Annotated in this window: 25 protein-coding genes; 21 read left to right on the top strand and 4 right to left on the bottom strand. The window is 71.9% G+C overall.

Going from position 1 to position 26,391, the window contains the following annotated elements:
- Window positions 1-139 precede the first annotated feature (139 nt).
- Window positions 140-1,603, bottom strand: a complete 1,464-nt coding sequence (locus ACWGIS_RS01995) for an aminotransferase class I/II-fold pyridoxal phosphate-dependent enzyme (RefSeq protein ID WP_453360476.1) — start codon at window positions 1,601-1,603, stop codon at window positions 140-142.
- Between the two features lie 677 nt (window positions 1,604-2,280).
- Here ACWGIS_RS01995 and ACWGIS_RS02000 point away from each other — a divergent pair.
- The 12 genes from ACWGIS_RS02000 (at window position 2,281) to ACWGIS_RS02055 (ending at window position 14,542) form a co-directional block, all read left to right on the top strand.
- On the top strand, window positions 2,281-3,243 hold the full coding sequence (locus ACWGIS_RS02000) for a UDP-glucuronic acid decarboxylase family protein (protein ID WP_453360477.1): 963 nt from the start codon (window positions 2,281-2,283) through the stop codon (window positions 3,241-3,243).
- 181 nt (window positions 3,244-3,424) lie between these two features.
- Window positions 3,425-5,059 (top strand): carbamoyltransferase family protein, encoded by a 1,635-nt coding sequence (locus ACWGIS_RS02005; RefSeq protein ID WP_453360478.1) that lies wholly within the window; start codon window positions 3,425-3,427, stop codon window positions 5,057-5,059.
- Window positions 5,060-5,062: 3 nt separating this feature from the next.
- Window positions 5,063-6,067, top strand: a complete 1,005-nt coding sequence (locus ACWGIS_RS02010) for a glycosyltransferase family 2 protein (RefSeq protein ID WP_453360479.1) — start codon at window positions 5,063-5,065, stop codon at window positions 6,065-6,067.
- Entirely contained in the window at window positions 6,064-6,657 is a 594-nt protein-coding gene (locus ACWGIS_RS02015; RefSeq protein WP_453360480.1) for a D-glycero-alpha-D-manno-heptose-1,7-bisphosphate 7-phosphatase, read from the top strand. Before ACWGIS_RS02010 ends, ACWGIS_RS02015 begins: the two co-directional genes overlap by 4 nt.
- Window positions 6,654-7,643, top strand: a complete 990-nt coding sequence (locus ACWGIS_RS02020) for a glycosyltransferase family 9 protein (protein ID WP_453360481.1) — start codon at window positions 6,654-6,656, stop codon at window positions 7,641-7,643. The genes ACWGIS_RS02015 and ACWGIS_RS02020 overlap by 4 nt, the downstream gene beginning before the upstream one ends.
- Complete coding sequence (locus ACWGIS_RS02025; protein ID WP_453360482.1) at window positions 7,640-8,596, top strand: glycosyltransferase; 957 nt, start codon at window positions 7,640-7,642, stop codon at window positions 8,594-8,596. The genes ACWGIS_RS02020 and ACWGIS_RS02025 overlap by 4 nt, the downstream gene beginning before the upstream one ends.
- Window positions 8,593-9,810, top strand: a complete 1,218-nt coding sequence (locus tag ACWGIS_RS02030; protein ID WP_453360483.1) for a glycosyltransferase — start codon at window positions 8,593-8,595, stop codon at window positions 9,808-9,810. Before ACWGIS_RS02025 ends, ACWGIS_RS02030 begins: the two co-directional genes overlap by 4 nt.
- Window positions 9,810-10,397 carry a D-sedoheptulose-7-phosphate isomerase gene (locus ACWGIS_RS02035; protein WP_453360484.1) on the top strand — a complete coding sequence of 196 codons (588 nt, stop codon included), beginning with the start codon at window positions 9,810-9,812 and terminating at the stop codon, window positions 10,395-10,397. The genes ACWGIS_RS02030 and ACWGIS_RS02035 overlap by 1 nt, the downstream gene beginning before the upstream one ends.
- Before the next feature lie 2 nt (window positions 10,398-10,399).
- On the top strand, window positions 10,400-11,821 hold the full coding sequence (rfaE2, locus tag ACWGIS_RS02040; RefSeq protein WP_453360485.1) for a D-glycero-beta-D-manno-heptose 1-phosphate adenylyltransferase: 1,422 nt from the start codon (window positions 10,400-10,402) through the stop codon (window positions 11,819-11,821).
- Entirely contained in the window at window positions 11,818-12,768 is a 951-nt protein-coding gene (locus ACWGIS_RS02045; RefSeq protein WP_453360486.1) for a glycosyltransferase family 9 protein, read from the top strand. The genes rfaE2 and ACWGIS_RS02045 overlap by 4 nt, the downstream gene beginning before the upstream one ends.
- Window positions 12,765-13,649, top strand: a complete 885-nt coding sequence (locus ACWGIS_RS02050; protein WP_453360487.1) for a glycosyltransferase family 2 protein — start codon at window positions 12,765-12,767, stop codon at window positions 13,647-13,649. Before ACWGIS_RS02045 ends, ACWGIS_RS02050 begins: the two co-directional genes overlap by 4 nt.
- Entirely contained in the window at window positions 13,646-14,542 is an 897-nt protein-coding gene (locus ACWGIS_RS02055; RefSeq protein ID WP_453360488.1) for a glycosyltransferase family 2 protein, read from the top strand. Before ACWGIS_RS02050 ends, ACWGIS_RS02055 begins: the two co-directional genes overlap by 4 nt.
- Before the next feature lie 175 nt (window positions 14,543-14,717).
- Here ACWGIS_RS02055 and ACWGIS_RS02060 read toward each other — a convergent pair whose 3' ends face one another.
- Window positions 14,718-14,912, bottom strand: a complete 195-nt coding sequence (locus ACWGIS_RS02060; RefSeq protein ID WP_453360489.1) for a DUF2795 domain-containing protein — start codon at window positions 14,910-14,912, stop codon at window positions 14,718-14,720.
- A gap of 503 nt (window positions 14,913-15,415) precedes the next feature.
- Between ACWGIS_RS02060 and ACWGIS_RS02065 the strand changes: the two genes are divergently transcribed.
- From ACWGIS_RS02065 to ACWGIS_RS02080, 4 genes are all read left to right on the top strand, one after another.
- Complete coding sequence (locus tag ACWGIS_RS02065) at window positions 15,416-15,748, top strand: hypothetical protein (protein WP_453360490.1); 333 nt, start codon at window positions 15,416-15,418, stop codon at window positions 15,746-15,748.
- 567 nt (window positions 15,749-16,315) lie between these two features.
- The gene (locus ACWGIS_RS02070) at window positions 16,316-17,032 is read left to right on the top strand and encodes a GAF and ANTAR domain-containing protein (RefSeq protein WP_453360491.1); all 717 of its coding nucleotides are present in this window, start codon (window positions 16,316-16,318) and stop codon (window positions 17,030-17,032) included.
- 223 nt (window positions 17,033-17,255) lie between these two features.
- Window positions 17,256-17,993, top strand: a complete 738-nt coding sequence (locus tag ACWGIS_RS02075; RefSeq protein ID WP_453360492.1) for a GAF domain-containing protein — start codon at window positions 17,256-17,258, stop codon at window positions 17,991-17,993.
- A 5-nt stretch (window positions 17,994-17,998) separates the two neighbouring features.
- Window positions 17,999-18,715 (top strand): ANTAR domain-containing protein, encoded by a 717-nt coding sequence (locus tag ACWGIS_RS02080; protein ID WP_453360493.1) that lies wholly within the window; start codon window positions 17,999-18,001, stop codon window positions 18,713-18,715.
- Between the two features lie 159 nt (window positions 18,716-18,874).
- On the opposite strand, the gene ACWGIS_RS02085 is transcribed toward ACWGIS_RS02080, so the two are convergent.
- On the bottom strand, window positions 18,875-19,600 hold the full coding sequence (locus ACWGIS_RS02085; RefSeq protein ID WP_453360494.1) for a GAF and ANTAR domain-containing protein: 726 nt from the start codon (window positions 19,598-19,600) through the stop codon (window positions 18,875-18,877).
- Window positions 19,601-19,963: 363 nt separating this feature from the next.
- Between ACWGIS_RS02085 and ACWGIS_RS02090 the strand changes: the two genes are divergently transcribed.
- The 5 genes from ACWGIS_RS02090 (at window position 19,964) to ACWGIS_RS02110 (ending at window position 23,901) form a co-directional block, all read left to right on the top strand.
- Entirely contained in the window at window positions 19,964-20,482 is a 519-nt protein-coding gene (locus ACWGIS_RS02090; RefSeq protein ID WP_453360495.1) for an STAS domain-containing protein, read from the top strand.
- Window positions 20,479-20,856, top strand: coding sequence for an STAS domain-containing protein (locus ACWGIS_RS02095; protein WP_453360496.1), 378 nt, complete (start codon window positions 20,479-20,481; stop codon window positions 20,854-20,856). The genes ACWGIS_RS02090 and ACWGIS_RS02095 overlap by 4 nt, the downstream gene beginning before the upstream one ends.
- Window positions 20,857-21,078: 222 nt before the next feature.
- Complete coding sequence (locus ACWGIS_RS02100) at window positions 21,079-21,534, top strand: SsgA family sporulation/cell division regulator (RefSeq protein WP_453360497.1); 456 nt, start codon at window positions 21,079-21,081, stop codon at window positions 21,532-21,534.
- A gap of 294 nt (window positions 21,535-21,828) precedes the next feature.
- Window positions 21,829-23,526 carry an aa3-type cytochrome oxidase subunit I gene (gene ctaD, locus ACWGIS_RS02105; protein ID WP_453360498.1) on the top strand — a complete coding sequence of 566 codons (1,698 nt, stop codon included), beginning with the start codon at window positions 21,829-21,831 and terminating at the stop codon, window positions 23,524-23,526.
- Between the two features lie 39 nt (window positions 23,527-23,565).
- Window positions 23,566-23,901 carry a hypothetical protein gene (locus tag ACWGIS_RS02110; protein WP_453360499.1) on the top strand — a complete coding sequence of 112 codons (336 nt, stop codon included), beginning with the start codon at window positions 23,566-23,568 and terminating at the stop codon, window positions 23,899-23,901.
- 203 nt (window positions 23,902-24,104) lie between these two features.
- Here the strand turns inward: ACWGIS_RS02110 and ACWGIS_RS02115 are convergent, their stop codons facing one another.
- Window positions 24,105-26,348, bottom strand: a complete 2,244-nt coding sequence (locus ACWGIS_RS02115) for a protein kinase domain-containing protein (protein ID WP_453360500.1) — start codon at window positions 26,346-26,348, stop codon at window positions 24,105-24,107.
- Window positions 26,349-26,391 lie beyond the last annotated feature (43 nt).

Genomic DNA, 26,391 nt, shown 5'->3' on the forward strand with positions numbered 1-26,391 from the left:
CGGTCGCCGGCTCGCCCGCGCCGCCGTCAGGCTCTTCTCCGCACGGCCGCCGGTCCGCCGGGGGAGCCGTCAGCGGTGCGAGGCCGGTGCGGGTGGGGCACGAGGCGGACGAAGTCGCCTGTCGCGGCTGACGGCCGTCTCATCGAGCGGTGACGCGCAGGGTCTGGGCGGTGGGGTCGGCCGCGTCGGGGATGAGCATGCCGGCGGCGGTGCCGCTCTTCAGGTAGTCGACCACGGCTGTCGTGATGACTTCCCCGGGGGCCACGACGGGGACGCCGGGAGGGTAGGGACTGATCATCTCCGCTGCGATACGTCCGACGGCCTTGTCGGCACGGATCTGCTCGGCCGGGCCGAAGAAGGCGTCACGGGGAAGGACCGCCTGCTCGAGCTCCAGTTCGTCGGGGGGCTGCGGGAGCTGCACGGGGGTGCGGGCGTCGATGGTGTCCGCTCGGTCGACCAGACGCTGGAGGGAGTCGACGAGGAGCTGTTCGGTCCGGTCGGTGTCGGCGTGGGTGATCTGCCCGCTGATGCGGCAGGTGTCGGACGAGCCGACGTCGACGTGGCAGTGCGCCCGCAGCCATTCGGCGGCCTGCATGCCGCTGATGCCGAGTTCCCGCACGTCGATCGTGATCTTCAGCTGGTCCAGCTCCTGGGTGAGCTTCTCGTCGACGACCTCCTGGCCCATGAGGCGCAGGCCGGGCATGGCGGTGACCGCCTCGCGAATGCGCGCGGCACGGTGCAGGGCCGTCTCCAGCAGGCCGTGTCCCTGCTGGACCATGTGCCGACGCCAGCCGTCGAGCGAGGCGTACACGAGGGACGAGGAGCTCGTGGTGCCCAGCAGGTCCTCGCGCTGCTTGAGGACGTCCGGGGAGACGCGGTCGCCCTGGAGGTGGAAGACGGAACTCTGTTCGATGGCGCCTCCCATCTTGTGGACGCTCGTCACCACCAGATCGGCTTCGGCGTCCATGCCCCACGACGGCAGATCGGGGTGGAAGGGGAGGTGCGCTCCCCAGGCCTCGTCCACGATCAGGGGAACGTCGTGGTCGTGGCACACGTCGGCGACGCCGCGGATGTCCGCGCAGGAGCCCCAGTCCGTCGGGGTGATCAGCAGCATGCCCTTCGCGTCGGGATGCGCCTGCAGTGCCGCCCGGACGTTCTCGGGCTCCGGCGGGTGCGCCAGGTGACGTTCGGCGTCCCATTTCGGGTGGACCCATACGGGTTCGACGCCGTTGACGATGACCGCGGCGATCACCGACTTGTGGGCGTTGCGGGAGATGAGCAGCTTCTCGCCGGGCCCGGCGACCGCCAGCATCGCGGTCTTCACCGACAGGGAACTGCCGCATGTGGAGAAGAACGCCTGCTCGGCCCCGACGGCGTCGGCCATCAGCTCCTCCGCCTGGGAGATGACCCCTTGCGACTGGCGGCGGTCGTCGAGTCCGTTGAGCGAGAGCACGTCGGAGGCGAAGACGCCTTCCCCCATGATGTCGACGACTCGCGGATCGACTCCCAGCCCCTGTTTGTGGCCCGGCGGTCCGTACACCACGTCACCCCGGCGCCGAAACTCCTGCAGGGCCTCCAGGACCGGAACCCGGGAGTGATCCATCAAATGCCTCCTCAGTCGTGTGGCGCGTCGACACGTCCGCGCCGCGGGGTCTGCCCTCCTGCCGGGTTGCACGGTCAAGTGAGAAGAAACGCCCGGGCGTCGCCGGATGTGCCCACCGCCCACGCGGACACCTCGTCCGGCCCGACCCGACCCGGTCCTCCTCCGGCGCACGGCCGGGCGTCGGTCAGGCGCCCACCGGCCCCCGGCTCAGCCGGCGCCCGGCGGTGACAGCGGCTCCCACGAGGGCGGCGGCGACGGCCGTGCGGCGCACCGCGGTGCGCCGTCGCCCGTGCCAGCCGCCGTGCACCGCGCCCTGCGGGCGAACGCCTCGGCGGTGGCCCGTCCGATTCCGCCGGACGCTCCGGTCACCACGACCACCTGGTTCCTCGGTCCCATCCCGTACCTCCTCGCCTCGCCCCGTGCCGGGCCTGTCTTGGTCGGCTCCGGGAGCAGCCGGGTACCCGGAACCACCGAGTCACCTCCGCCGACCTGGCGCAGTGGGGAGGAAGCACGGGGGCGGTCGAAGCGCAATTCAAGGAATGAAGACTGCCCGTTTCCCCAGGTGGCCCTTGGAATCCCCCCGCTCGGATGCCCGAGGGGCGCCGGGGGTTGAGCATGCAAATGTCGCGTTTGGTTACTCAAGCGACACATGTGAACCCAAGAGCGAGGAGAGTCCCATGGGCGGACAGGCCTGGCGCCGGGTCTTGGTGACCGGTGGCGCCGGATTCGTGGGATCCCATCTGTGCGATCGGCTGCTCGACAGCGGGTGCGACGTCGTGTGCCTCGACAACCTGGCCACCGGCTCCCGGGGCAACGTGGCCGCACTCGAACAGCATCCCGGCTTCCGTTTCGTGCGCGCGGACGCCACCGACGCCGGGGCCTGGAAGGCCCTTCCCGGCCGCTTCGACCTGGTGCTGCACTTCGCGTGCCCGGCCTCGCCCGTCGACTACCTGCGCCTGCCGCTGGAGACGCTGGACGTCGGCAGCACCGGCACCCGCCACGCGCTGGACCGGGCCCGCGCCGACGGCGCCCGCTTCGTCCTCGCCTCCACCTCCGAGGTGTACGGCGACCCGCTGGAGCACCCCCAGCGGGAGTCCTACTGGGGCAACGTCAATCCCGTGGGCCCGCGCAGCGTCTACGACGAGTCGAAGCGCTTCGCCGAGGCCCTGGTCACCGCACACCGGCAGGTGCACGGTACCGACACCGCCATCGTGCGCATCTTCAACACGTACGGTCCGCGCATGCGCACCGGTGACGGCCGCGCCGTCCCCGCGTTCATCTCGCAGGCACTGGACGGCGTGCCGCTGACCGTCGCCGGTGACGGCAGCCAGACCCGGTCGCTGTGCTACGTCGACGACACCGTGGACGGCGTCCTGGCCCTGGCCGCCTCCGGTGACCCCGGACCGGTCAACATCGGCGGCGGTGAGGAGATCACCATGCTGGAGCTGGCCCGCCGGATCGTCGAGATCACCGGGTCCTCCTCGCGCATCCGGTTCGTCGAACGGCCGGTCGACGACCCCGGCCGGCGCAGGCCCGACACCCGGCTGGCCCTGGAGCGGCTCGGATGGCAGCCCCGCGTCGACTGGACCGAGGGCCTGAAGCGGACGGTTGGCTGGTTCTCGCGGTCCGTGGCCGCTTGACATTCCTGAGCACATCTCCCTTTCGCGGTGGCGACACGCGCCGTGACCAGCGATGCACGCCCACGGACGGCCCGCGTTCGGCCGTCCGGGGAGTGAGCTGACTTCACATGTTTGAGACAACCGCGGTGCGGGACTCGCCGGGACCAGAGCGAGGCCGCACGCCGTCCGAGACGGAGCACCTATGCGCATTCTGGGAATCAACGCCCTCTTCCACGATCCTGCCGCCGCCCTCCTGGTGGACGGCCGCACGGTCGCCGCCGCGGAGGAGGAGCGCTTCAGCCGCCGCAAGCACGGCAAGCGGCCGCTTCCGTTCTCCGCCTGGGAGCTGCCCGAACTGTCCGCCCGCTGGTGTCTGGAGCACGCCGGAGTCCGGGCCGAGGAGCTGGACGCCGTCACCTACTCCTACGACCCCAAGCTCGCCCGGCCCGCCGCCGACATGGGCCTGGACGACCCCTGGGACCCGATGCGACAGGACTACGCACGGCGCGCCCCCGAGTTCCTCGCCGAGGCGCTGCCGGGCCTGGACCCCGAGCGGGTCGTCTTCGTCCCGCACCACGTCGCGCACGCCGCTTCCGCCGGACGCGCCACCCCGCACCCCGACAGCGCCGTCCTGGTGCTGGACGGCCGCGGCGAGAGCGCCTCGCACCTGGCGGGCCGCTACGGCGACGGCAAGCTGGACACCCTCTTCACCCAGCCGCTGCCCCATTCGCTCGGGCTCGTCTACGAGGACCTGACCCACCACCTGGGCTTCCTGCGCAGCAGCGACGAGTACAAGGTGATGGCGCTCGCCTCCTACGGCAAGCCCCGCTTCCTCCCGCAGCTGCGGGAGTACGTGCACGCCACCGGCGACGGCGGCTTCCGCGCCCACGGCGTCGACTGGGCCGCCCTCACCCAGCCCCGCGGCAAGAACGAGCAGTGGACCCGGGACCACGCCGACCTGGCCGCCAGCACCCAGGCCGTCCTCGAGGAGGTGCTGCTCGACCTGGTGCACTGGCTGCACCGCGAAGCAGGCGGCGAAGCCCTCGCCCTGGCCGGCGGTGTCGCCCTCAACTGCGTCGCGAACTCCAAGATCGCCGCTCTCGGCCCGTACCGGAACGTATGGGTCCAGCCCGCCGCCGGGGACGCCGGGACCGCGCTGGGCGGTGCCCTGCACCTGGCGGAGAACCCCGAGCGCATGCCCGGGGCGGACCTCGGCCGCGGCTGGAGCGACGAGGAGATCCGCGCCTGGCTCCAGGAGGCCGGCGTCCCCCATGAGGAGCCCGCCGACATCGCCGAGGCCGTCGCCGAGGAACTGGCCCGGGACGGCGTCGTCGCCTGGTTCCAGGGACGCAGCGAGTACGGACCGCGCGCCCTCGGCCACCGCTCCCTGCTGGCCCACCCGGGCCGGGCCGAGAACCTGGAGCGGCTGAACAGGGTCAAGGGCCGTGAGGAGTTCCGGCCGGTCGCGCCCATGGTGCTCGCGGAACGCGCCCATGAACTGTTCTCCGGCGGCCCGCTGCCCAGCCCGTACATGCTGTTCGTGCACGACGTCGCCGCGGAGTGGCGGGACCGCATCCCGGCCGTCGTGCACGTCGACGGCACCGCCCGCATCCAGACCGTCGACGCCCGCCAGGAACCGCTCGTGGCGCGCATGCTGACCGCTTTCGAGCAGCGCACCGGAGTGCCCGTGGTGGTCAACACCAGCCTCAACACCGCCGGCCGGCCCATGGTCGACGATCCACGCGACGCCCTGGAGTGCTTCGGCTCCGCTCCCGTGGACCTGCTCGCCATCGGACCCTTCGCGGTGCGCCGGGGCGCGATGTTCGGGAGGACCTGACGTATGACCGCCTACGCCGTCGTCATTCCCACGCTGGTGCGCGACACGCTCGCCGACTGCCTGGCCGCGCTCGCCTCGGCGACCGGTCCCAAGCCCGGGGAGATCGTCCTCGTCGACGACCGGCCCGAGCCCGAGCCGGACCTCGACGCGCTGGAGTACCCGCTGAGCGTCCTCGGCGAGCTGCGCGAGCGCACCCTGGTGATCCACAGCGGAGGGCGCGGGCCCGCCGCCGCCCGCAACAGCGGGGCCCGCGCGGTCACCGCGCCCTGGGTGGCCTTCCTCGACGACGACGTGCAGGTCGGACCGCACTGGTGCGACCAGCTCGTCCAGGACCTGGCGGCAGCGGGGCCCGAGACCGGTGCCGTGCAGGGCGTGATCGCCGTGCCGCTCCCCGGCGAGCGCCGGCCGACCGACTGGGAGCGCGGCACCGCAGGACTGGCCCAGGCCCGCTGGATCACCGCCGACATGGCCTTCCGCGCCGAGGCGCTGAAGCAGGTGGGCGGCTTCGACGAACGCTTCAAGCGGGCCTTCCGCGAGGACGCCGACCTCGCCCTGCGGGTGCTGGAGGCGGGATGGCGCATCGTGCACGGGCGGCGCACCACCCGGCACCCGGTGCGGCCGGCCGACCGCTGGGCGTCGCTGCGCGCCCAGCGGGGCAACGCCGACGACGCCCTGATGCGCCGTCTGCACGGGCCCGACTGGTGGCACCGGGCGGCGGCGACGCGCGGCCGGCTGCGCGGCCACCTCGCGATCACGGCCACGGGCCTGGCCGCCTGCGCCCTCGCGGCGACCGGACACCGGCGGGCCGCCGCGGCCGCCGCTCTGGGATGGGCCGCCGGCACCGGCGAGTTCGCCTGGGCGCGCATCGCGCCCGGCCCGCGCACCCGGTACGAGGTCGACACCATGCTGGTCACCAGCGCGCTCATCCCGCCCGCGGCCACCTGGCACTGGCTGAACGGCCTCTGGCGTCACCGCGACGCCGCTCCCTGGCCGGAGGTGACGCGGTGAACGCCATCGACCTCGTGCTGTTCGACCGCGACGGCACCCTCGTCCACGACGTCCCCTACAACGGCGACCCCGAGCTGGTCCGCCCGGTCGACGACGCCCGCGAGGCGCTCGGCCTGCTGCGCGGCCGGGGCATCGGCACCGGAGTCGTCACCAACCAGTCCGGCATCGCGCGCGGGCTGCTCTCCGCCGCCGACGTCCGCCGGGTCAACGAGCGGATCGACGACCTGCTCGGCCCCTTCGACGTGTGGGCCGTCTGCCCGCACGGCCCCAAGGACGGCTGCGACTGCCGCAAGCCCCGTGCCGGCATGATCCTCTGGGCCGCCGACCGGCTGCGTACGCCGCCGGAGCGGATCGCCGTGATCGGTGACATCGGCGCCGACGTCGAGGCCGCGAGCCGGGCAGGCGCCCTCGGCGTCCTCGTCCCGACCGCGCAGACCCGTCCCGAAGAGGTGGCGGCCGCCGCACACGTGGCCCCGGACCTGCGCACCGCCGTACGGACCCTGCTGGCCCGACGGCAGCCGCTCGGTTCCGCTCCCGTCGGCGAGGAAGCCGTCGAGGCCGCCCACGGCACCACCGGGAGGCTGGGATGAGGGCCCTCGTCAGCCGCCTGGACAGCTTCGGCGACGTACTGCTCGCCGGACCCGCGATCCGTGCCGTCGCCGCCCGGGCCGACCACGTCACCGTCCTGTGCGGCAGGCTCGGCGCCTCCGCGGCCCGCATGCTGCCGGGCGTCGACGACGTCCTCGTCTGGGACGCGCCCTGGGTCGGCTTCACGCCCTCGCCGGTCGGCCGCGGAGAGATCGAGCTGCTCGTGGACATGGTCCGCGCCGACGCGGCACTGATCCTGACCTCCTTCCACCAGTCGCCCCTGCCGACCGCCCTGTTGCTGCGCCTGGCCGGCGTGGCGCACATCGCCGCCGACAGCGTGGACTACCCCGGCTCGCTGCTCGACGTGCGCCACCGCCGCGACCCGCACGCCCATGAGGCGGAGGCCGGGCTCGACCTCGCCGAGGCGGCGGGCTTCCCCCGCGTCGACGACGGCCTGCTCCGCGTCCTGCCTCCGCCCACCACCGTCCGGCTGAGCGGTCCCGAGCCGTACGTCGTGCTGCACCCCGGTGCCAGCGTCCCCGCCCGGGCCTGGAGCCGGGAGCGGTGCGCCGAGGCGGTGCGGGAGTTGACGGCGGCCGGACAGCGCGTCGTGGTGACCGGCGGCCCGGGGGAGCGGGAGCTGACCGCCTACGTCGCCGGTGAGCACGGCCTCGATCTCGGGGGCCGTACCGACGCCTCCGAACTCGCCGGCGTGCTCGCCGGGGCACGGGCCGTCGTCACCGGCAACACCGGTCCCGCCCACCTGGCCGCCGCCGTCGGCACCCCCGTGGTTTCCCTGTTCGCCCCGGTCGTTCCCGCCGAGCGCTGGCGCCCCTACGGCGTCCCGTACGTCCTGCTCGGCGACCAGGGCGCGCCCTGCGCGGACAGCCGCGCCCGGCAGTGCCCGGTGCCCGGCCATCCGTGCCTGGAGTCGGTGACCGCCCATGACGTGGTGGCCGCCGTGGAGAAAGTGATGGTCGCGGAATGAGGATCCTGATCTGGCACGTGCACGGGTCGTGGACCACGGCCTTCGTGCAGGGCCCGCACACCTACGTGGTACCGGTCACCCCGGACCGCGGCCCCGACGGACTCGGCCGCGCCCGCACGTTCGACTGGCCGGACAGCGTGATCGAGCTGCCGCCGGAGCGGCTGCGGGACGCGGACATCGACGTGGTGATCCTGCAACGCCCGCACGAGTTCGCTCTCGTGGAGCAGTGGCTGGGCCGGCGCCCGCCCATGGTCTACCTGGAGCACAACGCCCCGCACGGCCCTCCCGGGGTGCCGGACAGCCGGCACCCGGTCGCCGACGTGTCCGGCGTGCCGCTGGTCCACGTCACCCACTTCAACCGCCTGATGTGGGATGCCGGGAGCACCGAGACCGCCGTCATCGAACACGGCATCGTCGACCCGGGCCCCCTGTGGACCGGGGAGATCCCGCACGCGGCCGTCGCCGTCAACGAGCCGATCCGGCGCGGCCGTACGACCGGCACCGATCTGCTGCCGGCGTTCGCCGAAGCCGCCCCGCTGGACGTCTTCGGGATGAAGACCGACGGCCTCGCCGAGCACCTCGGTCTGCCGCCCGGGCGCTGCCTCTCGCACGAGCTCGTGCAGCGCGAGCTGCACGCGGAGATGGCCCGGCGCCGTCTCTACCTCCACCCCGTCCGCTGGACCTCTCTGGGCCTGTCCCTGCTGGAGGCCATGCACCTCGGCATGCCCGTGGTCGCCCTCGCCACCACCGAGGCCGGCGAGGCGGTGCCGCCGGGTGCCGGGGTGGTCTCCAACCGCATCGATGTACTGACCGATGCCGTCCGTGACTTCCTCGCCGACCCGTCGTACGCACGCGCGGTCGGTGAGAAGGCACGCGCCGCGGCGCTCGCCCGCTACGGGCTCTCCCGCTTCCTGGACGACTGGGAGCGGCTGCTGAAGGAGGTGACCCGATGAGGATCGCCATGGTGTCCGAGCACGCGAGTCCGCTCGCCGCGCTCGGCGGTGTCGACGCAGGCGGCCAGAACGTCTACGTCGCCCGGCTCTCCGAGGAGCTGGCGCGTCGTGGCCATGACGTCACTGTCTACACCCGGCGCGACGCGACCGATCTGCCCGACCGGGTTCCGCTGCCCGGTGGCGCGGTGGTCGAGCACGTGCCGGCCGGTCCACCGGAGGTGATTCCCAAGGACGCCATGTTCGCGTACATGCCCGTCTTCGGGGCCTACCTGTCCCGGGCCTGGCGCCGGAAGCGGCCGGACGTGGTGCACGCCCACTTCTGGATGTCCGGCATGGCGTCGCAGATCGGCGCGCACTCGCACGGCATCCCCGTCATCCAGACGTTCCATGCCCTGGGCACCGTGAAGCGGCGCCACCAGGGCCGGGACGACACCAGTCCCATCGAACGGATCGGCATCGAACGTCAGATCGGGCGTACGTGTGAGCGGGTGCTGGCGACCTGCACCGACGAGGTGCACGAACTCGCCGCCATGGGAGTGCCCTCCAGCCGGGTGTCCGTCGTGCCGTGCGGCGTCGACGCCGACCACTTCCACCCCGGGGTGGACACCGCCGACGCCCCCGCACGGGAGCAACGGCACCGGCTGCTCGCCTGCGGCCGGCTCGTTCCCCGCAAGGGCTACGACCAGGCGATCCGCGCGCTCGGCCGGATCCCGGACACCGAACTCCTCATCGCCGGCGGCCCGCCCGCCGACCGGCTGCACACCGAACCCGAGGCCCGACGGCTGCGGGAACTGGCCGAGGAGCAGGGCGTGGCTGACCGGGTGCGCCTGCTCGGCGCCGTCGACCCGCGCCGGATGCCGGCGCTCATGGCCGGCGCCGACCTGGTCCTGTGCACGCCCGTGTACGAGCCCTTCGGCATCGTTCCTCTGGAGGCCATGGCCTGCGGGACGCCCGTCGTCGCCACCGCCGTCGGCGGCCACCGGGACACCGTCGCCGACGGGCGCACCGGACGGCTCGTGACGCCGGGCGACGCCTCGGCGATCGCCGACGCCGTCCGCGACCTGCTCGGACATGAGCGCAGGCGTCAGCGTTTCGGCGCGGCCGGCCGCGAACGCGTGCTCGCCCGCTACACCTGGCGGCGCGTCGCGGACGGAGTGGAGCGAGTCCACCGGCAGACCGCCCTGGGCCATGAACTGCGTACGGAGGTCGCCTGATGAGCACTCACGCCGAATCGTCCGTCACCGCGCACTGCGACGAACTGCTCGACGCCCTGGTCCGGTTCCGCGAAAGCGCCGATCTGACCGAGAAGTGGGGCGAGCGGCTGGCCGCCGTCCTCTGCGGCGGCGGACGGCTGCTCGCCGCCGGCAACGGCGGCAGCGCGGCCCAGGCCCAGCACCTGACCGCCGAACTGGTCGGCCGCTACCGCGACGACCGACCGCCGTTCTCCGCGCTCGCGCTGCACGCCGACACCTCCTCCACCACCGCCATCGCCAACGACTACGGCGTGGACGAGGTGTTCGCCCGCCAGGTCCGCGCCCACGGCCGCGCCGGGGACGTCCTGCTGCTGCTCTCCACGTCCGGCGCCAGCGCCAACCTCCTGGCCGCCGCCGACGCCGGACGAGCGGCCGGTCTGACCGTGTGGGCGCTGACCGGCCCGGCCCCCAACCCGCTGATGGCCGGCAGCGACGAGGCCCTGTGCGTGTCGGGCTCCTCCACCGCGACGGTCCAGGAACTCCACCTGGTGGCCGTGCACATGGTGTGCGAGGCGTTCGACGCGGCCGTGGAGAGGTACGGGAGGTGACCATGGCACGCTCCCGTTCCCGCAAGTCCGCCCTGGTCGTGATCGGCGACGCGCTGCTCGACCGCGACCTCACCGGCACCGCCGACCGCCTCGCGCCCGACGCACCCGTACCCGTCGTCGCGGAGCGCGCGCGGCTGGCACGGCCCGGTGGCGCCGCCCTCGCGGCCTGCCTCGCCGCCCGGGACGGCCGGGACGTCACCCTGATCACGGGAGTGGGCGACGATCCGGCGAGCGAGGAACTGCTGCGGCTGCTCGGCAGGCGGGTGAAGGTGATCCGGCTGCCCCTGACGGGTGCGCTGCCGGAGAAGACCCGCGTGCTGGCGCAGGGCCGTCCCGTGGTGCGCCTGGACCGCGGTGACGGACGCGTCCGTGAGGCCACCGACGAGGCCCGCGCGGCGGTCCGCTCGGCCCCGGCCGTCCTGGTCTCCGACTACGGCCGGGGTGCCGCCGACGCCCTGCGCGACGTCCTGGCCGAACGCCCGCCGGTCGTCTGGGACCCGCACCCGCGCGGCGGACCGCCGGTGCCGGGCACACGGCTGGTGACCCCCGCCAGGTCCGAGGCGCACGTGTTCGCGGCGACCGCCGAGGACGACACCACCAAGGCGCCGGACAGCGACCTGCGCGTCGCGGCCCGCGAGGCGGCCACGCTCGTACGGCACTGGCGGGTCGCCAGCGTCGCGGTGACCATGGGCGCGCGCGGCGCGCTGCTGTCCTACGGCGAGCACCCCCTGCTCGTCCCGGCGCCCGCCGCCCATCACGGCGACCCGTGCGGCGCCGGCGACCGGTTCGCCGCCACGGCGGCCGGCCTGCTGGCCGACGGAGCCCTCGTCGGCGAGGCGGTGGAAGGGGCCGTGGCCGCGGCGAGCGAGTTCGTCGCCGCGGGCGGCGCGGGCGCGGTGGCCGACGGCGCGTTCTCCGAGGCGGACCGCCGTCCCTCCGCGGAGGAGCGCGTGAGCCCCGACGCGGCCCAGGACCCGCACGCCGTGATCACCCGGGTGCGGGGCGCCGGCGGTACCGTCGTCGCCGCCGGCGGCTGCTTCGACCTGCTCCACGCCGGGCACGTCGGCCTGCTGCAGGCGGCCCGGCGGATCGGCGACTGCCTCATCGTCTGCCTCAACTCCGACGCGTCGGTACAGCGCCGCAAGGGCGAGGGCCGCCCCGTGAACCCGCTCGCCGACCGGATCCGCGTCCTGCTCGCCCTGCAGTGCGTCGACGCGGTGGCCGTCTTCGACGAGGACACCCCGGAACAGCTGCTCGCCGAACTGCGGCCCGACGTCTGGGTCAAGGGCGGCGACTACAGCGGCGCCGATCTCCCCGAGGCGGCACTGCTGCAGGAGTGGGGCGGACAGGCGGTGCTGCTGCCCTATCTCGCCGGACGGTCCTCCACCGCGCTCATCGAACGGGCCGCGGAGGGTTCACGGTGACGCGCCCCCGTCTGCTCGTCCTGCGCGCCCTGGGCCTCGGTGACCTCCTCGCCGGTGTGCCCGCACTGCGCGCCCTGCGCCGGGGGTTCCCGGACCATGAGCTGGTGCTGGCCACCCCCGCGGAACTCGCCCCGGTCGTCGCGGCCACGGGAGCGGTCGACCGGCTGCTGCCCGCCTCCGCCCCCGGCCGCGCCGTACCGCACCACCTCGACTGGACCGGCCCGCCACCGGACGTCGCCGTCGACCTGCACGGCAACGGCCCGCCCAGCCACCGGCTCCTGCAGTCCCTGCGCCCGCTCCGGCTGCTGGCCTTCGCACACCCCGGCACCCCCGAGATCGACGGACCGCCCTGGTACGCCGAGGAGCACGAACGGGACCGCTGGTGCCGCCTGCTCCAGGCGTACGGCCTACCCGCCGACGCCACCGACCTCCGCCTGGCCCGCCCGCCCGGCCCCTCCCCGGCGCCCGGCGCCATCGTGCTGCACCCCGGCGCCGGAGCGCCCTCGCGCTGCTGGCCCGTCGACCGCTACGCGGCCGTGGCCACCGCCCTGCGCGAGCGGGGACACCGGGTCGTGGTCACCGGGGGAGCGGACGAGGGCGACCTCGTGGCACGGCTGGCCAAGCAGGCGCGGCTGCCGGACACCGACCTGTTCGGCGGCGGACTGCCCTTCGGGCGGCTCTCCGCGCTCGTCGCCGACGCCCGCGCGGTGGTCAGCGGCGACACCGGAATCGCTCACCTGGCCGTCGCCCACGCCGCCCCCTCCGTCACCCTGTTCGGCCCCGTGCCGCCCAGCCGTTGGGGACCGCCCGCACACCGGCGCCACCAGGTGCTGTGGCATCCGGGCCCGGACGGCGACCCCCACGGCGACGACACCGACCCGGCCCTGCTGCGCATCCGTCCCGAAGACGTCCTGGAAGCCCTCGACCGACTCACGGGATCGCCATGACGCAATCATCCGTCGGCGTCGTCATCGCCACCCGCAATCGCGGGCCCTCGCTGGCGCGCACCCTGCGGCACCTGCTGGACCTCCCCGAGCGCCCGCCGGTCGTCGTCGTCGACAACGCCTCCACCGACGCCACCCGCGCACTGCTCGCGCGCGACTTCCCCGAGGTCCGTGTCGTGAGCCTGCCCGCCAACCGCGGGGCGCTGGCCCGCACCGACGGCGTCCGCGCCCTGGACACGCCGTACGTGGCGTTCAGTGACGACGACTCCTGGTGGGCCCCCGGCGCCCTCAGCCGCGCCGCCGACCTCTTCGAGGCCCACCCGCGACTCGGCCTGCTGTCCGCGCGCACGCTGGTCGGCCCGGACGCCGACCCCGACCCGCTGAACGAGGTGCTCGCCACCTCACCCCTCGGCCCGGCGGCCGACCTGCCCGGCACCCAGGTCCTCGGCTTCCTCGCCTGCGCCTCCATCGTCCGCCGCAGCGCCTACCTGCAGGCGGGCGGCTTCCATCCGGTGCTGTTCTTCGGCGGGGAGGAGACGCTGCTCGCCTACGACCTCGCCGCCCGCGGCTGGGGAGTCACCCACTGCCCCGAGGTGATCGCCCACCACCACCCGGCACCGTCACCGCGCACCGGCCGCTCCGTCACCATCCGCCGCAACGCCCTGCTCACCGTATGGCTGCGCCGCCCCGTGCGCTGTGCGCTCACCCGCACCCGTGACCTGGCCGGCGACGCCCGCCACGATCCGCACGCCCGCCAGGCACTGCGCGAAGCCCTCGCACGCCTGCCCGCGGCACTGCGCGCCCGCAAGCCGCTGCCACGGCGGGTCGAACGGGACGCGCGCACCCTGGACACCGCAGCCGCAGCCATCGGAGCAACGGCATGACCGACCCCCGTACGACCGTCGTCGTCATCACCCACAACCGCCGCACCGAACTCCTGCGCACCCTGCGCCGGTTGGCCGAACTGCCGGAGCGTCCGCAGGTGATCGTCACCGACAACGCCTCCACCGACGGCACCGCCGAGGCCGTCGCCCGGCACCATCCCGAGGTCATGCTGCTGCGTCCCGGCCGCAACCTCGGCGCCGTCGGCCGCAACCTGGCCATGCATCATGTGCGCACGCCGTACGTGGCCTTTTGCGACGACGACTCCTGGTGGGCGCCAGGCGCCCTGACCGGGGCCGCCGACCTGCTCGACCTGCACCCCACGCTCGGCGCCGTCACGACACGCATCGTGGTCGAACCCGACGGCACGGAAGACCCGATCGTCACCGAGCTGCGCAACTCGCCCATTCCCGGCCCCGATTGGCTGCCGGGACCGGCCCTCGGCTCCTTCCTGGCGGCCGCGACCGTCCTGCGCACCGATGCCTTCCGCGCCGCGGGCGGCTTCCATCCCCGGCTGTGGCTCGGTGGGGAGGAGGAACTGCTCGCCGCCGACCTGGCCGCCCACGGCTGGTGGCTGACCTACGCCGACCATCTGACGGTTCATCACCATCCGTCGGCCGTCAGGGATGCCACCCTCCGGCGTGCCCATGGCATCCGCAACACGCTGTGGTTCACCTGGCTCCGCCGGCCGGCCGGGCGCGCACTGCGCCGCACCGTCCACCTGGCCCGCACCGTTCCCCGCGACATGGTGTCCGTACGCGCGTTCGGCGAGGCGGCCGCCGCGCTGCCGTGGGTGCTGCGCGAGAGGCAGGTGCTGCCGGAGCCGGTGGAGTCCCGGCTACGGCTCCTGGAGGACCCCCAACGCGAGTCGACCGCCCGTCAGTACACCGGCTGAAGGACAACGTGCGCCGGCGTCCCCGTCGAGGAGGGACGCCGGTCGCCTCAGTCGTGACGGTCGCGCCGCACCGCCCGTCTCGGCAGCCATGGGCGCCTGCGGCACACCGCCACGTTCACTTCAGGACGACCGGCGGGGGACCTGACGTCCACGACTCCGTCTGGAACCCTCGGGGCTAGTTGCCGTCGAAGAGGGCCTTCTGTACCTCGTTGGGGCCCTCGAAGCGGTCCGTCCCCGCCTCGGAGAGCATCTGTACGACGTTGTCGTCGGCGCCGTTGCTCTTGGCCACCGACACCAAGTCGTCGCGGCTGGCCGGGTAGTCGGCTCCCTTGAGGGCCTTCTGCAGGTCAATGGGGCTGAGATCGGGCATGGCGGTCTCCCATCTGGGGGTGGACAGTGCCCCGATAGGTACCCGGACCGAATGCGGAGAGTCGGCACCCCCGCATTTATCGCCCCGATGGCCGCAGCCCAGCGATGCGACCACTGGAGCAGGCTGCTCCCGGTCTGTGCGACCAGCCGCAGGTGCGGTGCACGGTGTCCTTTCTTGATATCGGTGAGGGATGCGCGCGCAACCACCGGACCTGCAGGCGTTCCGCCGGGGCAGCGCTTCCGGCGGCCCGGGCTTCGCGCGGCGGGGGGTGTTTGAAAGGCGCCTCCATGGCTAATCGGTCGGTGTCCCGCATCTCGTCCGGAACCGCCCCGGCCGAACGGCCAGGTGCGGGGGCGTCTCCGACGAAGCCGGAGTGCCTCCCAGCGGTCCCGAAGCGAAGTGACCCGGCGGACGACCTGCGACTTCCGGCGGGAATGTCGGGAGATCCATGGCTCACCGGCTCGGCCGCGACCGATCACACGCCGCACACACAGGGAACTGCCATGACGAAGAACCAGGAACAGCCCGACTCTCAGCAGGCGGAACAGGCCGCCCGAAAGGCCCGTGAGGCACAAGAGGAACGCGCGGAATCCCAGCCGTTCAGCTATCCGTACCCGGAACGGCGCGCGAACGTCCGGGCCACCCGCCACATCACGGCCGAAGAGGCCGACGCCGACGCTGTCCCGGGGGTCCCGGGCGGTTACGGCAGCACGGGAGGTGGTCAGCCGGGCGGCAGCGCCGGGATCAACCCCGACGGTGAAGGCACGTTGGACCCGGCCGCCTACGCGGACACGATCGGCGGCGGAGACGTCCGAGCGGACACCGACCAGGACTGAGGGCGTGGACCGGACCGCCTCTTCGGGCACCCGCCAGGAGTGCGCCGGTCAGATGGAGACCGCCATGCGACCGCGCAGCGTCATCGACCAGGCGCTCGGCGTGATCGTAGGCAGGGTGGAACCGGTGCACCGCCGAAGAAGCCGCCGGCGGTGCTGCAGCCCTGCGCATGGGTCCGGTTCCGGGCACATCCCGCGGGCACGCGCATCCGGCACCGCAGGCATGGTTTACCCGTACATGGTTCGGTTACTTCTTGGGTGGGTTGGGAAGACAGCCCGGCTGGCTCTCGCGACCCCGGGCCCCGGTCGGGAGGGCTGCGCCACGACATGTGGACGTCACATCACCGGGGCGTACGCCCACGCAGCGCACCGGCGAGGCATCACCTCCGCGACCTGTGCCGCCGCGGCGCGTCCTTCTGTCGAGCACGGCAGAGCAAGGCCCCGGGTGTCACCATCCGTGGGGTGCCCGGGGACTGGGGGAGAATGGAGCCGACCGTCTCGTCCGGCGGGCCGGGGCACCCCCGCACGGAGGCCGACGGGCGGAGGTCGCCCGCGAGGAGGCTGGAAAAAATGGACGCCCGGGAGAACACCACGGTCTGGAGCCGCATCGTGGAGACGGCCAGTGCCGCCGACCGCCCGGTGGATCTCAAGGCCGGAGGCGCGGCCTGCGCCGAGGACCTGCGCGCCGACGGTCTGGGCATCACCCTGATCACCTCCGGACAGATCCGTGCGGTGGTGTACGCCACCGACGGGCGGAGCCACCGCCTGGAAGACGCCCAACTGGTCGCCGGCGAAGGGCCGTGCACACAGGCATACGTGGAGCGCCGCATCGTGGAGAGCGACACCGACGAGGCCAGGAACCGTTGGCCCGTCTTCGTCAGGACAGCGGCAGACCTCGGTGTTCAGAGCTTCACGGCGGTGCCGCTGCTGGTCGGTGACATCGCCTTGGGCAGCATGGACATCTACCGTGCCGCCCCCGGCTCCCTCGCTCCCGCCGACCGCGTGCGCGCTCAGGCCTTCTCCCGCGTACTCGCGCTGCTCGTCGTGGATGCGTACCCCACCCTGCTGGACCGGGACGAGAAGGATCCCGGGCCTGGCCCGCAGGGCTACCCACCCACGGTCCACCAGGCCGCGGGTGCTGTCGCCGCGCGCACCAGCATGGACATCGACGAGATTCTGGCGCGCATGCGGGCGCACGCGTTCAGTCACCGACAGCCGCTCGTCGACGTCGCTCAGCTTCTTCTCCACGGCGGACTCGACCTCGAAGAGGATCGTGGTACCGCCTGACGTCGACGTCGGACCGGCACTCCGAGCAGTCAGTGGCGCAGGGGTCCATGAGGCAAAACGGCGGGCCGAGGCGACGAGACGGCGGGACGAGAAAGTCCTTGGCGCCGCCCGCCGTCTCGTCCCCAGCGCCTCGTCTTTTGAAACAGGTGGAAGGGTTAGGCTGGGAGTCGGGCGCGCAGGGTGAGGTGCGCCTGCCTGCGTCTCGAACGAGCGGAGTGTGACTGTGAGCGCCAGTCCAGGGATGGCCGTCGTGCTTTCCCGGTTGCGCCCGCAGGAAAGCGAGTCCTCGCTCCTCGGCGGAGATCCCGCCGTCTGCGCGGAGGTGCTCGGGGTGAGCGGCGTGGCCGTCACGGTACGGGCGGGCGCGACACCGAACGAACTCGTCTGGGCGACCCCGGGCGCCAGTACGGCGCTGGAGGACGCGCAGTTCACCCTGGGGCAGGGCCCGGGTCCCGACGTCAGCCGTACCCACTCCGCGGTACTCGTCCCCGACGTGTCCGAGCTGGCCCAGGACCGGTGGCCGATGCTGCGGCCCACTCTGGAGACGTACGGCATCCGAGCCCTCTTCTGCCTGCCCCTCACCCTGGGTGGAGCGTGTCTGGGCACCCTTACCCTCCAGCGGGCGACGGCCGGAGACCTGGCCGTGCCGGCGATGAACGACCTCCTGCTCCTGAGCAGGGCACTGACCGCGGTGATCGCCAGCCCTCCGCCAGGACAGCTGGCCGCGTTCGCCGAAGCACGAGCCCCTTCGGATCTCTACTGGGGTGCGGTCCACCAGGCCACCGGCATGATCAGTGTGCAGGCGGGTGTGTCGCTCGCCGACGCACTGCTGCTCCTGCGTGCGCATGCCTTCCAACAAGGACGAAGCACAGTGCAGGTCGCCGATGACGTGGTGGCACGGCGCCTGCGCTTTTCGCATGAAGGACCAACGCCGGGGCAGTCCGGTGAATCAAGGGGATGAGGAGCATGAGGCGCGAGGAACGTATGCTGGCTGCCGTGGTCCAAGCCGTCGACACACTCGTCGACGACTTCGACCTGATCGATTTCCTGCATATGCTGTGCGACCGTTGCGTCGAATTGCTCGACGTGGAAGCGGTGGGAATCCTGCTCGCTGATCCGAACGGCAATATGCAAGTGATGGCCGCGTCGGACGAGCACACCCGCCTGCTGGAACTCTTCGCTCTCCAGCATGAACAAGGGCCCTGTGTGGACTGCTACCGCAGCGGTGAGCAGCGGATCGGTGTCGATCTCACTCGGCCGGGTGTCGCGGCGGCGTTCCCCGAGTTCGCCGTACGTGCCCGGGAGGCGGGCTTCACCACCACCCACGCCCTGCCCATGCGGCTGCGCGATGAGGTCATCGGCGCGCTGAACCTGTTCCAGAGCGATTCCCGTCCCCTCGCGCAAGCCGATGTCCGCCTGGCACAGACCCTCGCCGACGTGGCGACGATCGCGATTCTGCAGCAGCGAACCATCGCGCACGCGTATGTCGAGCGCAACCAGATGGATGCGGCTCTGCACAGCCGCATCATCATCGAACAGGCCAAGGGAATTCTCGCCGAGCGACACCAGATCACCGTCGATGAAGCCTTCGAGGTGCTGCGGCGCTACGCGAGGTCTCACCAGGCCAAGATGCTGGTGATCTGCAAAGAGATCATCGATGGTGAGCTGACCCTGAATCCCTGAATCCCTGAACGGCTGAATTCCGCAATCCCTGAATTCGTAAAGCGCAGGGCGATGAGGGTTTGCGGAGAACGCGGCGTACGGTTCGCCGCGATGTGTGGGTCTCCTGCTCCTTCGGCATGCGGGTTCTCCCGGTCCGAGCGGGAATGGGTGACGCGGGGTTCAGGACCGGGGACGCAGTTCCGGCGCGGTGGGCGGTCGGCCGGTGATGTTGGTGATCATCTGTGTGCACAGGTCGCGGAGTTTGACGTTGCGGTGCTGGGACGCGGAGCGCAGGATGCCGAAGGCTTCCTCGGCGGTGCACCGGCGCTGGCCCATGATCACCCCGAGGGCCTGGTCGATGACGCTCCGGGAGTCCATGGCGGTCTTCAGCTGCTCGGCGAACTCCTGAGCGTCGCTGAGGCGCTGGGCCAGGGCAATGGCTCCGGTGGCCTGGTCGGCCAGAGAGCGCAGGGCGTCGAGGTCGCTGTGGCCGAGTGCGTCGGGCGGGCCGACGTACAGATTGAGGGCGCCCGCGCTGTGTGTGTGGGCAGCGATCGGCAGGGAGATCGAGGAGCGGATGCCGCAGGCGGCGGCGTACGAGGGGTAGTCCCCCCATCGGGTCTCCCGCAGCATGTCGTGCACGGTGATCTCCTGACCGGTGCGCAGGGACTCCAGGCAGGGACCGTCGTCCTGACCGTACTGCTTCTCGTCCAGCTTCGGTGCCGGGGGACCTGAGCTGACGACCGTGACGGGCCGGCCCTCGCGCTCCAGCGTCACTCCCGAACCCTCGGCATCGGACAGCTCCAGGGCGGCGTCGGCCAGCGCCTGCAGGAAGTCCTGCAGAGAGTCGGTGTCCAGCAGCCACTGCGTGATCTGGCTGCTGTCGTACGCGTCATCGGCGCTCATGGTCGATTCCTTCCTGAGCTCCACGGGCGGAGACCTTGGATCAGGCACCGTCCCGCGGTCTCGGTGCCGCGACAACCGGTGCGCACGTGTGCCGCCGCGGGCGTGGTACCGCCACGTGTACCACCCGGCAGGTCGGTGGAACCCGGCGGAAGCGCTCGACTTCCTGAGACCGTCGAGCCGAAGCAGGCCGGCGGGATCGCCGGGAGGTGGCCGGGCGCGCCGGACACGTGGCGTGCGGCTCCCAGGTGAAGCCCGGGCGCGGTGACTCCGGTGAACCGACTGGTGTGGCGTGGGACAGATGGGGCACTCGCGGTGCAGGTCAGGAAGCGGCCGCGCCCACACATCCGCTCATGGGAGGGCTTCGTGGCTGCGCAGAGCTACCGACTCGACCGAATCCACCACGTCATCGAGCTTCCGCCGCTCACCGACGGCGACGACCTGCTTGCCGCCGAGGAGCGGCTGCTCCGCGCGTTGAAGCGTTGCCGGACGCCTGTCGTCATCATCGACGTCCGAGCCGCTCACGTGCCGACCTCAGCGCTCGTGCTCCTGCTGCGTGCGCGCCTGTCCGCGGAACGGCGGCGCGTCCTTCTGTACCTCACCGTCCGCCATCCGCAGGTGGCCGAGACATTGCGGGAGGCCGGTCTGGAACACGTCCTGCGGGTCACCCGCACGTTCGCACAAGTCCAGACCTGGAGCGCGGTGTGCTGCCCGGCGTCGCGCCGCTCCCCGAGCGGAGTGATGCGCACGCAACTCAAGGCGCGTCTCCACCGGTTCGTCTGCCCGGACGCCAGGTGGGGACTGGCGACGACGACACAGCACTCGTTGACGACGCGGCGGGAGACCGCCGGGTCCGGTGAGGACGTGCTGTGGAGAGCGTCATGAACGCCGATGCCCCGGTCTGCCGCCTGGAGCGCGACTGCCTGGTCGTCGAGGTCTGCGGTGTCATCGACCTCGACAACCAACAGGCAAGAGAACAGGACCTACTGCGGTGCACGAACCGCCATGTGCACGGTCCGGTCATCATCGACCTGCACACCCCGTGCGTCACCACCTCCGCCGTGGACGTCCTGCTCCGACTGAACGACGTGCTGTCGGCGCAGGGGCGCACCCTGACGGTGCTGGCCCGCTCCTCGCTCGCACGCAGGGTCTTCCGCATCACCGGCACCAGCCGCGTGCTGCGAGTCGGTGCCACCACCGCGAGTGTCCGGTCGATGCTCCGGCGCTGTCATCGGGGCACCGCGAGCCGCGCTGAATGACGTGTCGCTGCACTCGGCGTCGTGGGACGGACGCGCTCCACGCCCTGATCGACCCCCTGGAGGTGCGGTTCGGTGCCGCTGATTAGCCTCCGGCGGACGGGGTAGAGGGACTGCGCGCTTGGGAGAGCAGGCGCTGCCCTCTGCGACGGCGGCTGCCCGCGTGAACCCTGTGCACTGCGACGCCGCCTTCCGCAGCCCCGAACGCATCTGGAAGGCCGCGCGTTGTCTGCTTACATCTCCGTTTCTCTCCGTCAGACGGATCCGATTCCGTACACCTATCTGGCGCATCGGGCCGTCCTCGTCTCCGACGACCGGCCGCCCCACTCACTCGGGATCACCCTGCAGTACTCGGCCGAGCAGCCGTTGACGGTACTGCTGACCTTGCACGCGAGCGGAGAGAACGTCCACTGGCACCTGTCGCGCGAGCAGCTCATAGCGGGGCTTCGCCGGCACGAGGGGTGCGGTGACGTCGCGGTCTGGCCTTCGGCGCGTCGGCAGGGCGAGGGCGTGGTCTGCGTGCGGCTGGGGCCTCCACGAGCCGGCGTCGTGGTCGAGATCTGCCGGGTCACCCTGAGCTCTTGGCTGCGGGAGACGCTTCGCCTGATCCCGCGCGAATCGGAGTCCGACTACCTGTCCATTGATCAGGCCATCGCGGGCCTTCTCGCTTCGGACAGCTGACGCTTCACACCCCGTGGTGGGTGGTACTTCCGCAAGGAACGGTCCCGGAGCGCATGCGGCCGCAGCGTGGGGACGACGGTCCGCCGCCGACGGTGGGGCTGGTCGCGCGGTGGCTGGTGAGCGGCGAGCTTGACGTCGCCAGCACACGTGGAGCGTCGAGCAGCAAGCGGGGTGCGGGGACGGACGACGGTACCCATTCCGCTGTGGCCGCGTGGCAGGCGTGCGGACGGCCGCCTGGTGCGACATCGTGTGCTTTCGAGTGAATAGTGCCTGATTGTTCGCATAGGGGATGCAATGGCCGCAGTGACCGAATCGACGGCCCCGGTGCCAGTGGCGGGGCGCGGCAGGGGGCAGGTGATCGTGTCGTGGGTGACCACGACCGACCACAAGAAGATCGGGCACCTGTACCTGATCACATCGTTCGCGTTCTTCTTGTTCGCCGGTGTGCTGGCGCTGCTGCTTCGGGCCGAACTGGCCCGGCCCGGGCTCCAGTTGCTGTCCAGTGAGCAGTACAACCAGACGTTCACGCTGCACGGCACGATGATGCTGCTGCTGTTCGCGACCCCCACCTTCGCCGGTTTCGCCAACGCGATCATGCCGTTGCAGATCGGCGCGCCCGATGTCGCCTTCCCCCGGCTGAACATGCTGGCGTACTGGCTGTTCCTGTTCGGCGGCCTCATCGTTCTCGGCGGTCTCCTGACCACCCAGGGCACGGCCGACTTCGGGTGGACGGCGTACACGCCGCTCAGCGGCGGTGAGCGCACCCCGTACGTCGGCGGCGACATGTGGATCATGGGGCTGGCGTTCTCGGGTTTCGGCACGATCCTGGGCGCGGTCAACTTCATCACCACGATCATCTGCATGCGGGCCCCGGGCATGACGATGTTCCGGATGCCGATCTTCACCTGGAACGTGCTGCTGACCTCGGTCCTGGTCCTGCTGGCGTTCCCCGTGCTCGCGGCGGCGCTGCTCGTGCTGGAGGCCGACCGCCGTTTCGGCGCACAGGTCTTCAACCCCGAGAACGGCGGGGCGATCCTGTGGCAGCACCTGTTCTGGTTCTTCGGCCACCCCGAGGTCTACATCCTCGCCCTGCCCTTCTTCGGCGTCGTCACGGAGATCTTCCCGGTCTTCTCCCGCAAGCCGATCTTCGGGTACATGGGACTGGTGGGTGCGACCATCACCATCACGGGCCTGTCGGTGACGGTCTGGGCGCACCACATGTTCGCCACCGGTGCGGTGCTGCTGCCGTTCTTCTCCTTCATGACGTACCTGATCGCGGTGCCCACGGGAGTGAAGTTCTTCAACTGGATCGGCACTTTGTGGAAAGGCTCGCTCAGTTTCGAAACACCCATGTTGTGGGCGACCGGCTTTCTGGTGACGTTCCTGTTCGGCGGTCTGACCGGCGTTCTGCTCGGCTCGCCGCCCATCGACTGGCACGTCACCGACAGCTATTTCGTCGTGGCGCACTTCCACTACGTGCTGTTCGGGACGATCGTCTTCGCCATGTTCGCCGGATTCCACTTCTGGTGGCCGAAGATGACCGGCACGATGCTCGACGAACGCCTGGGGAAGATCCACTTCTGGACGCTGTTCGTCGGCTTCCACACCACGTTCCTGGTGCAGCACTGGCTGGGCGCCGAGGGCATGCCCCGCCGCTACGCCGACTACCTGGCCGCCGACGGCTTCACCGCGCTCAACACCATCTCCACCATCGGGGCGTTCCTGCTCGGGCTGTCCACCCTGCCCTTCCTCTACAACGTCTGGAAGACCGCCAAGTACGGCAAGCGGATCGACGTCGACGACCCCTGGGGCTACGGCCGCTCCCTGGAGTGGGCCACCAGCTGCCCGCCGCCGCGCCACAACTTCGTCACCCTGCCCAAGGTCCGCTCCGACTCCCCGGCGTTCGACCTGCACCATCCCCCCATGGCCGCGCTGGACCAGAAGGAGCGGACCGGCCAGCGTGACGTGATCGATCCCGAAGGCCGGGAGTGACCTGAAATGAGGGGCGAGCACAGGCAGGATCCGCCGCAGGTGGCGGCTGTCAACGAGGTCGAGGGGTACCTGCTGGTACAGGCCGAGCTCCAGGCCGCACAGCGCGAGGCGCACGACTTCACCGAGCGCATGCCCTGGTTGACCACTGCCCAGGGGGAGGAAGTCGCCCGCCAGTACGTCGAGGAACGCATTCGCTTGACCCGGCTGACGCTGACCACTGTCGTGCGCCGCGCCAGCCTGCTTCGCGACGAGTACGAGGCTCGCTACGCGCTCCTGCGCGCGCGAGTGCTGAAGTTCAGTGCGCTGGTGGTCTGCACGTCCCTGATGTGGACGGCCTGCCTGACCGCCTGGGTCTGCTGGACCGGCTCCGACTGACGCCACGCCGGAGCCGGTCCGACGATCCCGCGAGTGTGCTGGGCGGCTCAGGTGAAGGGCTCTGGCGACGGGCGTGGCGCGGGAGCCACGCCCCGACTACTCCGTCAACGATGCCCGTCCCGGCCGGACTGCAGGCCAACACCGGCAACGAGCAGCAGCCGAGGCCGTCGTCGGCACGCGTCGTCGTCCGAGGCCGCGCGATGTCAGGACCAGGCGCGCCGCAGGCGCCTGGAGAGGCGGGACATCAGGGCCGCTCCGGGGTGCTCGGCCGCCAGGCGCTCGATGTGCGGCACGGCGGAACCGTCACCGCTCTCCTGGGCCCACCGGTACCACTCCAGTGCCTCGCGGAGCTGCCCGAGTTCCTCGTAAGCCCGGGCCCCCTCCAGCATGGCGCCGGTGTTGCCCGACTCGCCGGCGAGCCGAAGCCACGAGAGCGCAGCCTGGACGTATTCCTCGCCGCCCAGCCGCAGATACGTCCGGGCCACGGCACGCATCGCCTTGGAACTGCCCTGACCCGCCGACTGCAACTGCGCCCGCAGTTGAGTCTCCAGCTGGTTCTCGTGCTGGTCCCGGCTGTCGACCGTCAGCCCGAGCTCCGCCAATGCCCGGATCGACTGGGCGTCGCCGTCCTGGGCCAGTTTCCGGTGCAGCCGTACCGCGCGCTTCCTGAGGCGCCGACGCTCTTCCGGGCTGTCGGCGCTGGTGCTCAGGAGCAGGCAGAGCCGGGCGACATCGCGCTTGGACGCCGTGTCGCCCGGCTGTTCCGCCGCCTGGGCGTAGCTGTTCAGAGCCTGTTGCAGACGGCCTTGCTTCTCGTGCTCCACGGCCGCCCTGCGCAGCTCGGACATCTTCGCTCCGCCGGTGCTGCCGGGCTTGGCGGTACCGGCGCCCTGCTGGTCGCGGGTGTTCTTCGGGCCGGCAGCGGTCTTCGTCGCGGTGGTGACCTTTCCGGCGGGCTGAGCTGGGCTCTGGGCGCCCGCCGAGGCAGCCGGTTTGGCCGACGCCTTGGGCTCCCGTTTCGCTTCCTGTGTCTGCCTCTGCTGCTCATCGGCCCGCAGTTCGGTCAGCCGCGACTTGGCGTAGGACTCGCCCCGGTCCGCGGCCATGCGGTAGAGCGGGAGCGCTTCGAAGCGGCGGTCGGGGAAGTGCTTCTCGATCAGCTGGGCGGCCTCCCGGGCGGCCGTGGGATTACCGGCGTCTGCCGCGCGTCGATACCAGAGCAGCGCCCCTTCCCAGTCACCGGACTTCTTGCTGTGGGCCGCCTTCCGGCGCATGGCCTCGATGTCGGCCGGCTGAGTCACAGCCCCGGACTTGGTCTTCACGTCCTTGGTGCCAGGGGCGACCGCCCCGCCCGGTGCGGAAGCCGCCGGCCGCGCGGTCACCTCCGTCTCCGTGAGCACCGCCGCCGGCGCAGCCGTCAGGCTTCCCTCCCGCAGCGGACGGGCGCCGAGGGAGGATGCAGCTTCCGGCGGAGTCGGTTCGATGGTCAGTCCCAGGGCGGCCCCGGCCGCCGCGGCGGAGCCGGTGCCCCGGGGGCGCAGCGGCCGGTCGATGTCGATGGCGAAACGGGACCGCCGGTCGATCGTGGCGCGCAGACCCGGCGGCAGCCAGTCCCGTGCCTGCGGCGACGCGTCGGTGCCCAGCAGGGCCGAGATCTCCGCCGGGGCAGGCCGGTTGCCGGGCTCCGGTTCCAGACACGGACGTACCACTCTCTCCACCTCGGGCGGCAGACCGTTCAACGAGGGCTTGCCGGTCAGGACGTTGGCGGCGATCTCCATGGGGGATCCGGTCCCGAACGGGTGCCGGTTGAGGGCGGTGCAGGCCAGCACGACTCCCAGGGCGAAGACGTCGCATGCCGGCCCCACCCGCTCGTCCCTGAGCTGTTCGGGTGCGGCGAAACTGGTCGTTCGCGGACCGCTTCCCGTACCCGTCAGGGTCCCGCCGTCGGTGGGGGAGAGGTGCCGTGCGATGCCGAAGTCGATGACGTAGGCGCCGTCGGCCGCCAGGAGCACGTTGGCGAGCTTGAGGTCGCGGTGGACGAGACCGGCGTCATGGACGCTGTGCAGGGCTCTGGCCAGCCCTGCCGCCAGCACCCGCCAGGTACGCAGCGGCAGCGGGTTCCGGCAGTGGTCGAGTGCCTCGGCCAGGTTCACGCCCGCGATGTACCGGGACGCGAACCACGGTTCCGCGGCGTGCGTGTCGAAGTCGACGACCTCCGCGGTGTGCCGGGGATCGACCGCCTGCGCCGCCTCGACCTCCCTGGCGAAACGCCTGCGGAAACGGTCCGGATTCTCCTCCAGGCACTCTGGCCTGATCGTCTTCAACGCGATCGAACGGCCTCTGCCCGTCCGGGCGAAGTAGACGTTCCCCCAGCCGCCCTCACCCAGAAGCGCGAACAGTTCGTGTCCGCCGATCCGCTCCGGATCGCCCTCGCGCAGCGGTTCCACTCGCCCCCCACCGGTCCCACTCGTGGCCTCCCCCGAAACGGCG

Source organism: Streptomyces sp. NPDC054842 (genome assembly GCF_053611025.1).

Coding starts and splice junctions, on each gene's coding strand:
- ACWGIS_RS02020 (WP_453360481.1), top strand. CDS start 6,654: ATGAGGGCCCTCGTCAGCCGCCTGGACAGCTTCGGCGACGTACTGCTC.
- ACWGIS_RS02085 (WP_453360494.1), bottom strand. CDS start 19,600: ATGAGCGCCGATGACGCGTACGACAGCAGCCAGATCACGCAGTGGCTG.
- ACWGIS_RS02060 (WP_453360489.1), bottom strand. CDS start 14,912: ATGCCCGATCTCAGCCCCATTGACCTGCAGAAGGCCCTCAAGGGAGCC.
- ACWGIS_RS02035 (WP_453360484.1), top strand. CDS start 9,810: ATGAGCACTCACGCCGAATCGTCCGTCACCGCGCACTGCGACGAACTG.
- ACWGIS_RS02095 (WP_453360496.1), top strand. CDS start 20,479: ATGAACGCCGATGCCCCGGTCTGCCGCCTGGAGCGCGACTGCCTGGTC.
- ACWGIS_RS02055 (WP_453360488.1), top strand. CDS start 13,646: ATGACCGACCCCCGTACGACCGTCGTCGTCATCACCCACAACCGCCGC.
- ACWGIS_RS02005 (WP_453360478.1), top strand. CDS start 3,425: ATGCGCATTCTGGGAATCAACGCCCTCTTCCACGATCCTGCCGCCGCC.
- ctaD (WP_453360498.1), top strand. CDS start 21,829: ATGGCCGCAGTGACCGAATCGACGGCCCCGGTGCCAGTGGCGGGGCGC.
- ACWGIS_RS02010 (WP_453360479.1), top strand. CDS start 5,063: ATGACCGCCTACGCCGTCGTCATTCCCACGCTGGTGCGCGACACGCTC.
- ACWGIS_RS02000 (WP_453360477.1), top strand. CDS start 2,281: ATGGGCGGACAGGCCTGGCGCCGGGTCTTGGTGACCGGTGGCGCCGGA.
- ACWGIS_RS02070 (WP_453360491.1), top strand. CDS start 16,316: ATGGACGCCCGGGAGAACACCACGGTCTGGAGCCGCATCGTGGAGACG.
- ACWGIS_RS02080 (WP_453360493.1), top strand. CDS start 17,999: ATGAGGCGCGAGGAACGTATGCTGGCTGCCGTGGTCCAAGCCGTCGAC.
- ACWGIS_RS02030 (WP_453360483.1), top strand. CDS start 8,593: ATGAGGATCGCCATGGTGTCCGAGCACGCGAGTCCGCTCGCCGCGCTC.
- ACWGIS_RS02050 (WP_453360487.1), top strand. CDS start 12,765: ATGACGCAATCATCCGTCGGCGTCGTCATCGCCACCCGCAATCGCGGG.
- ACWGIS_RS01995 (WP_453360476.1), bottom strand. CDS start 1,603: ATGGATCACTCCCGGGTTCCGGTCCTGGAGGCCCTGCAGGAGTTTCGG.
- ACWGIS_RS02065 (WP_453360490.1), top strand. CDS start 15,416: ATGACGAAGAACCAGGAACAGCCCGACTCTCAGCAGGCGGAACAGGCC.
- ACWGIS_RS02025 (WP_453360482.1), top strand. CDS start 7,640: ATGAGGATCCTGATCTGGCACGTGCACGGGTCGTGGACCACGGCCTTC.
- rfaE2 (WP_453360485.1), top strand. CDS start 10,400: ATGGCACGCTCCCGTTCCCGCAAGTCCGCCCTGGTCGTGATCGGCGAC.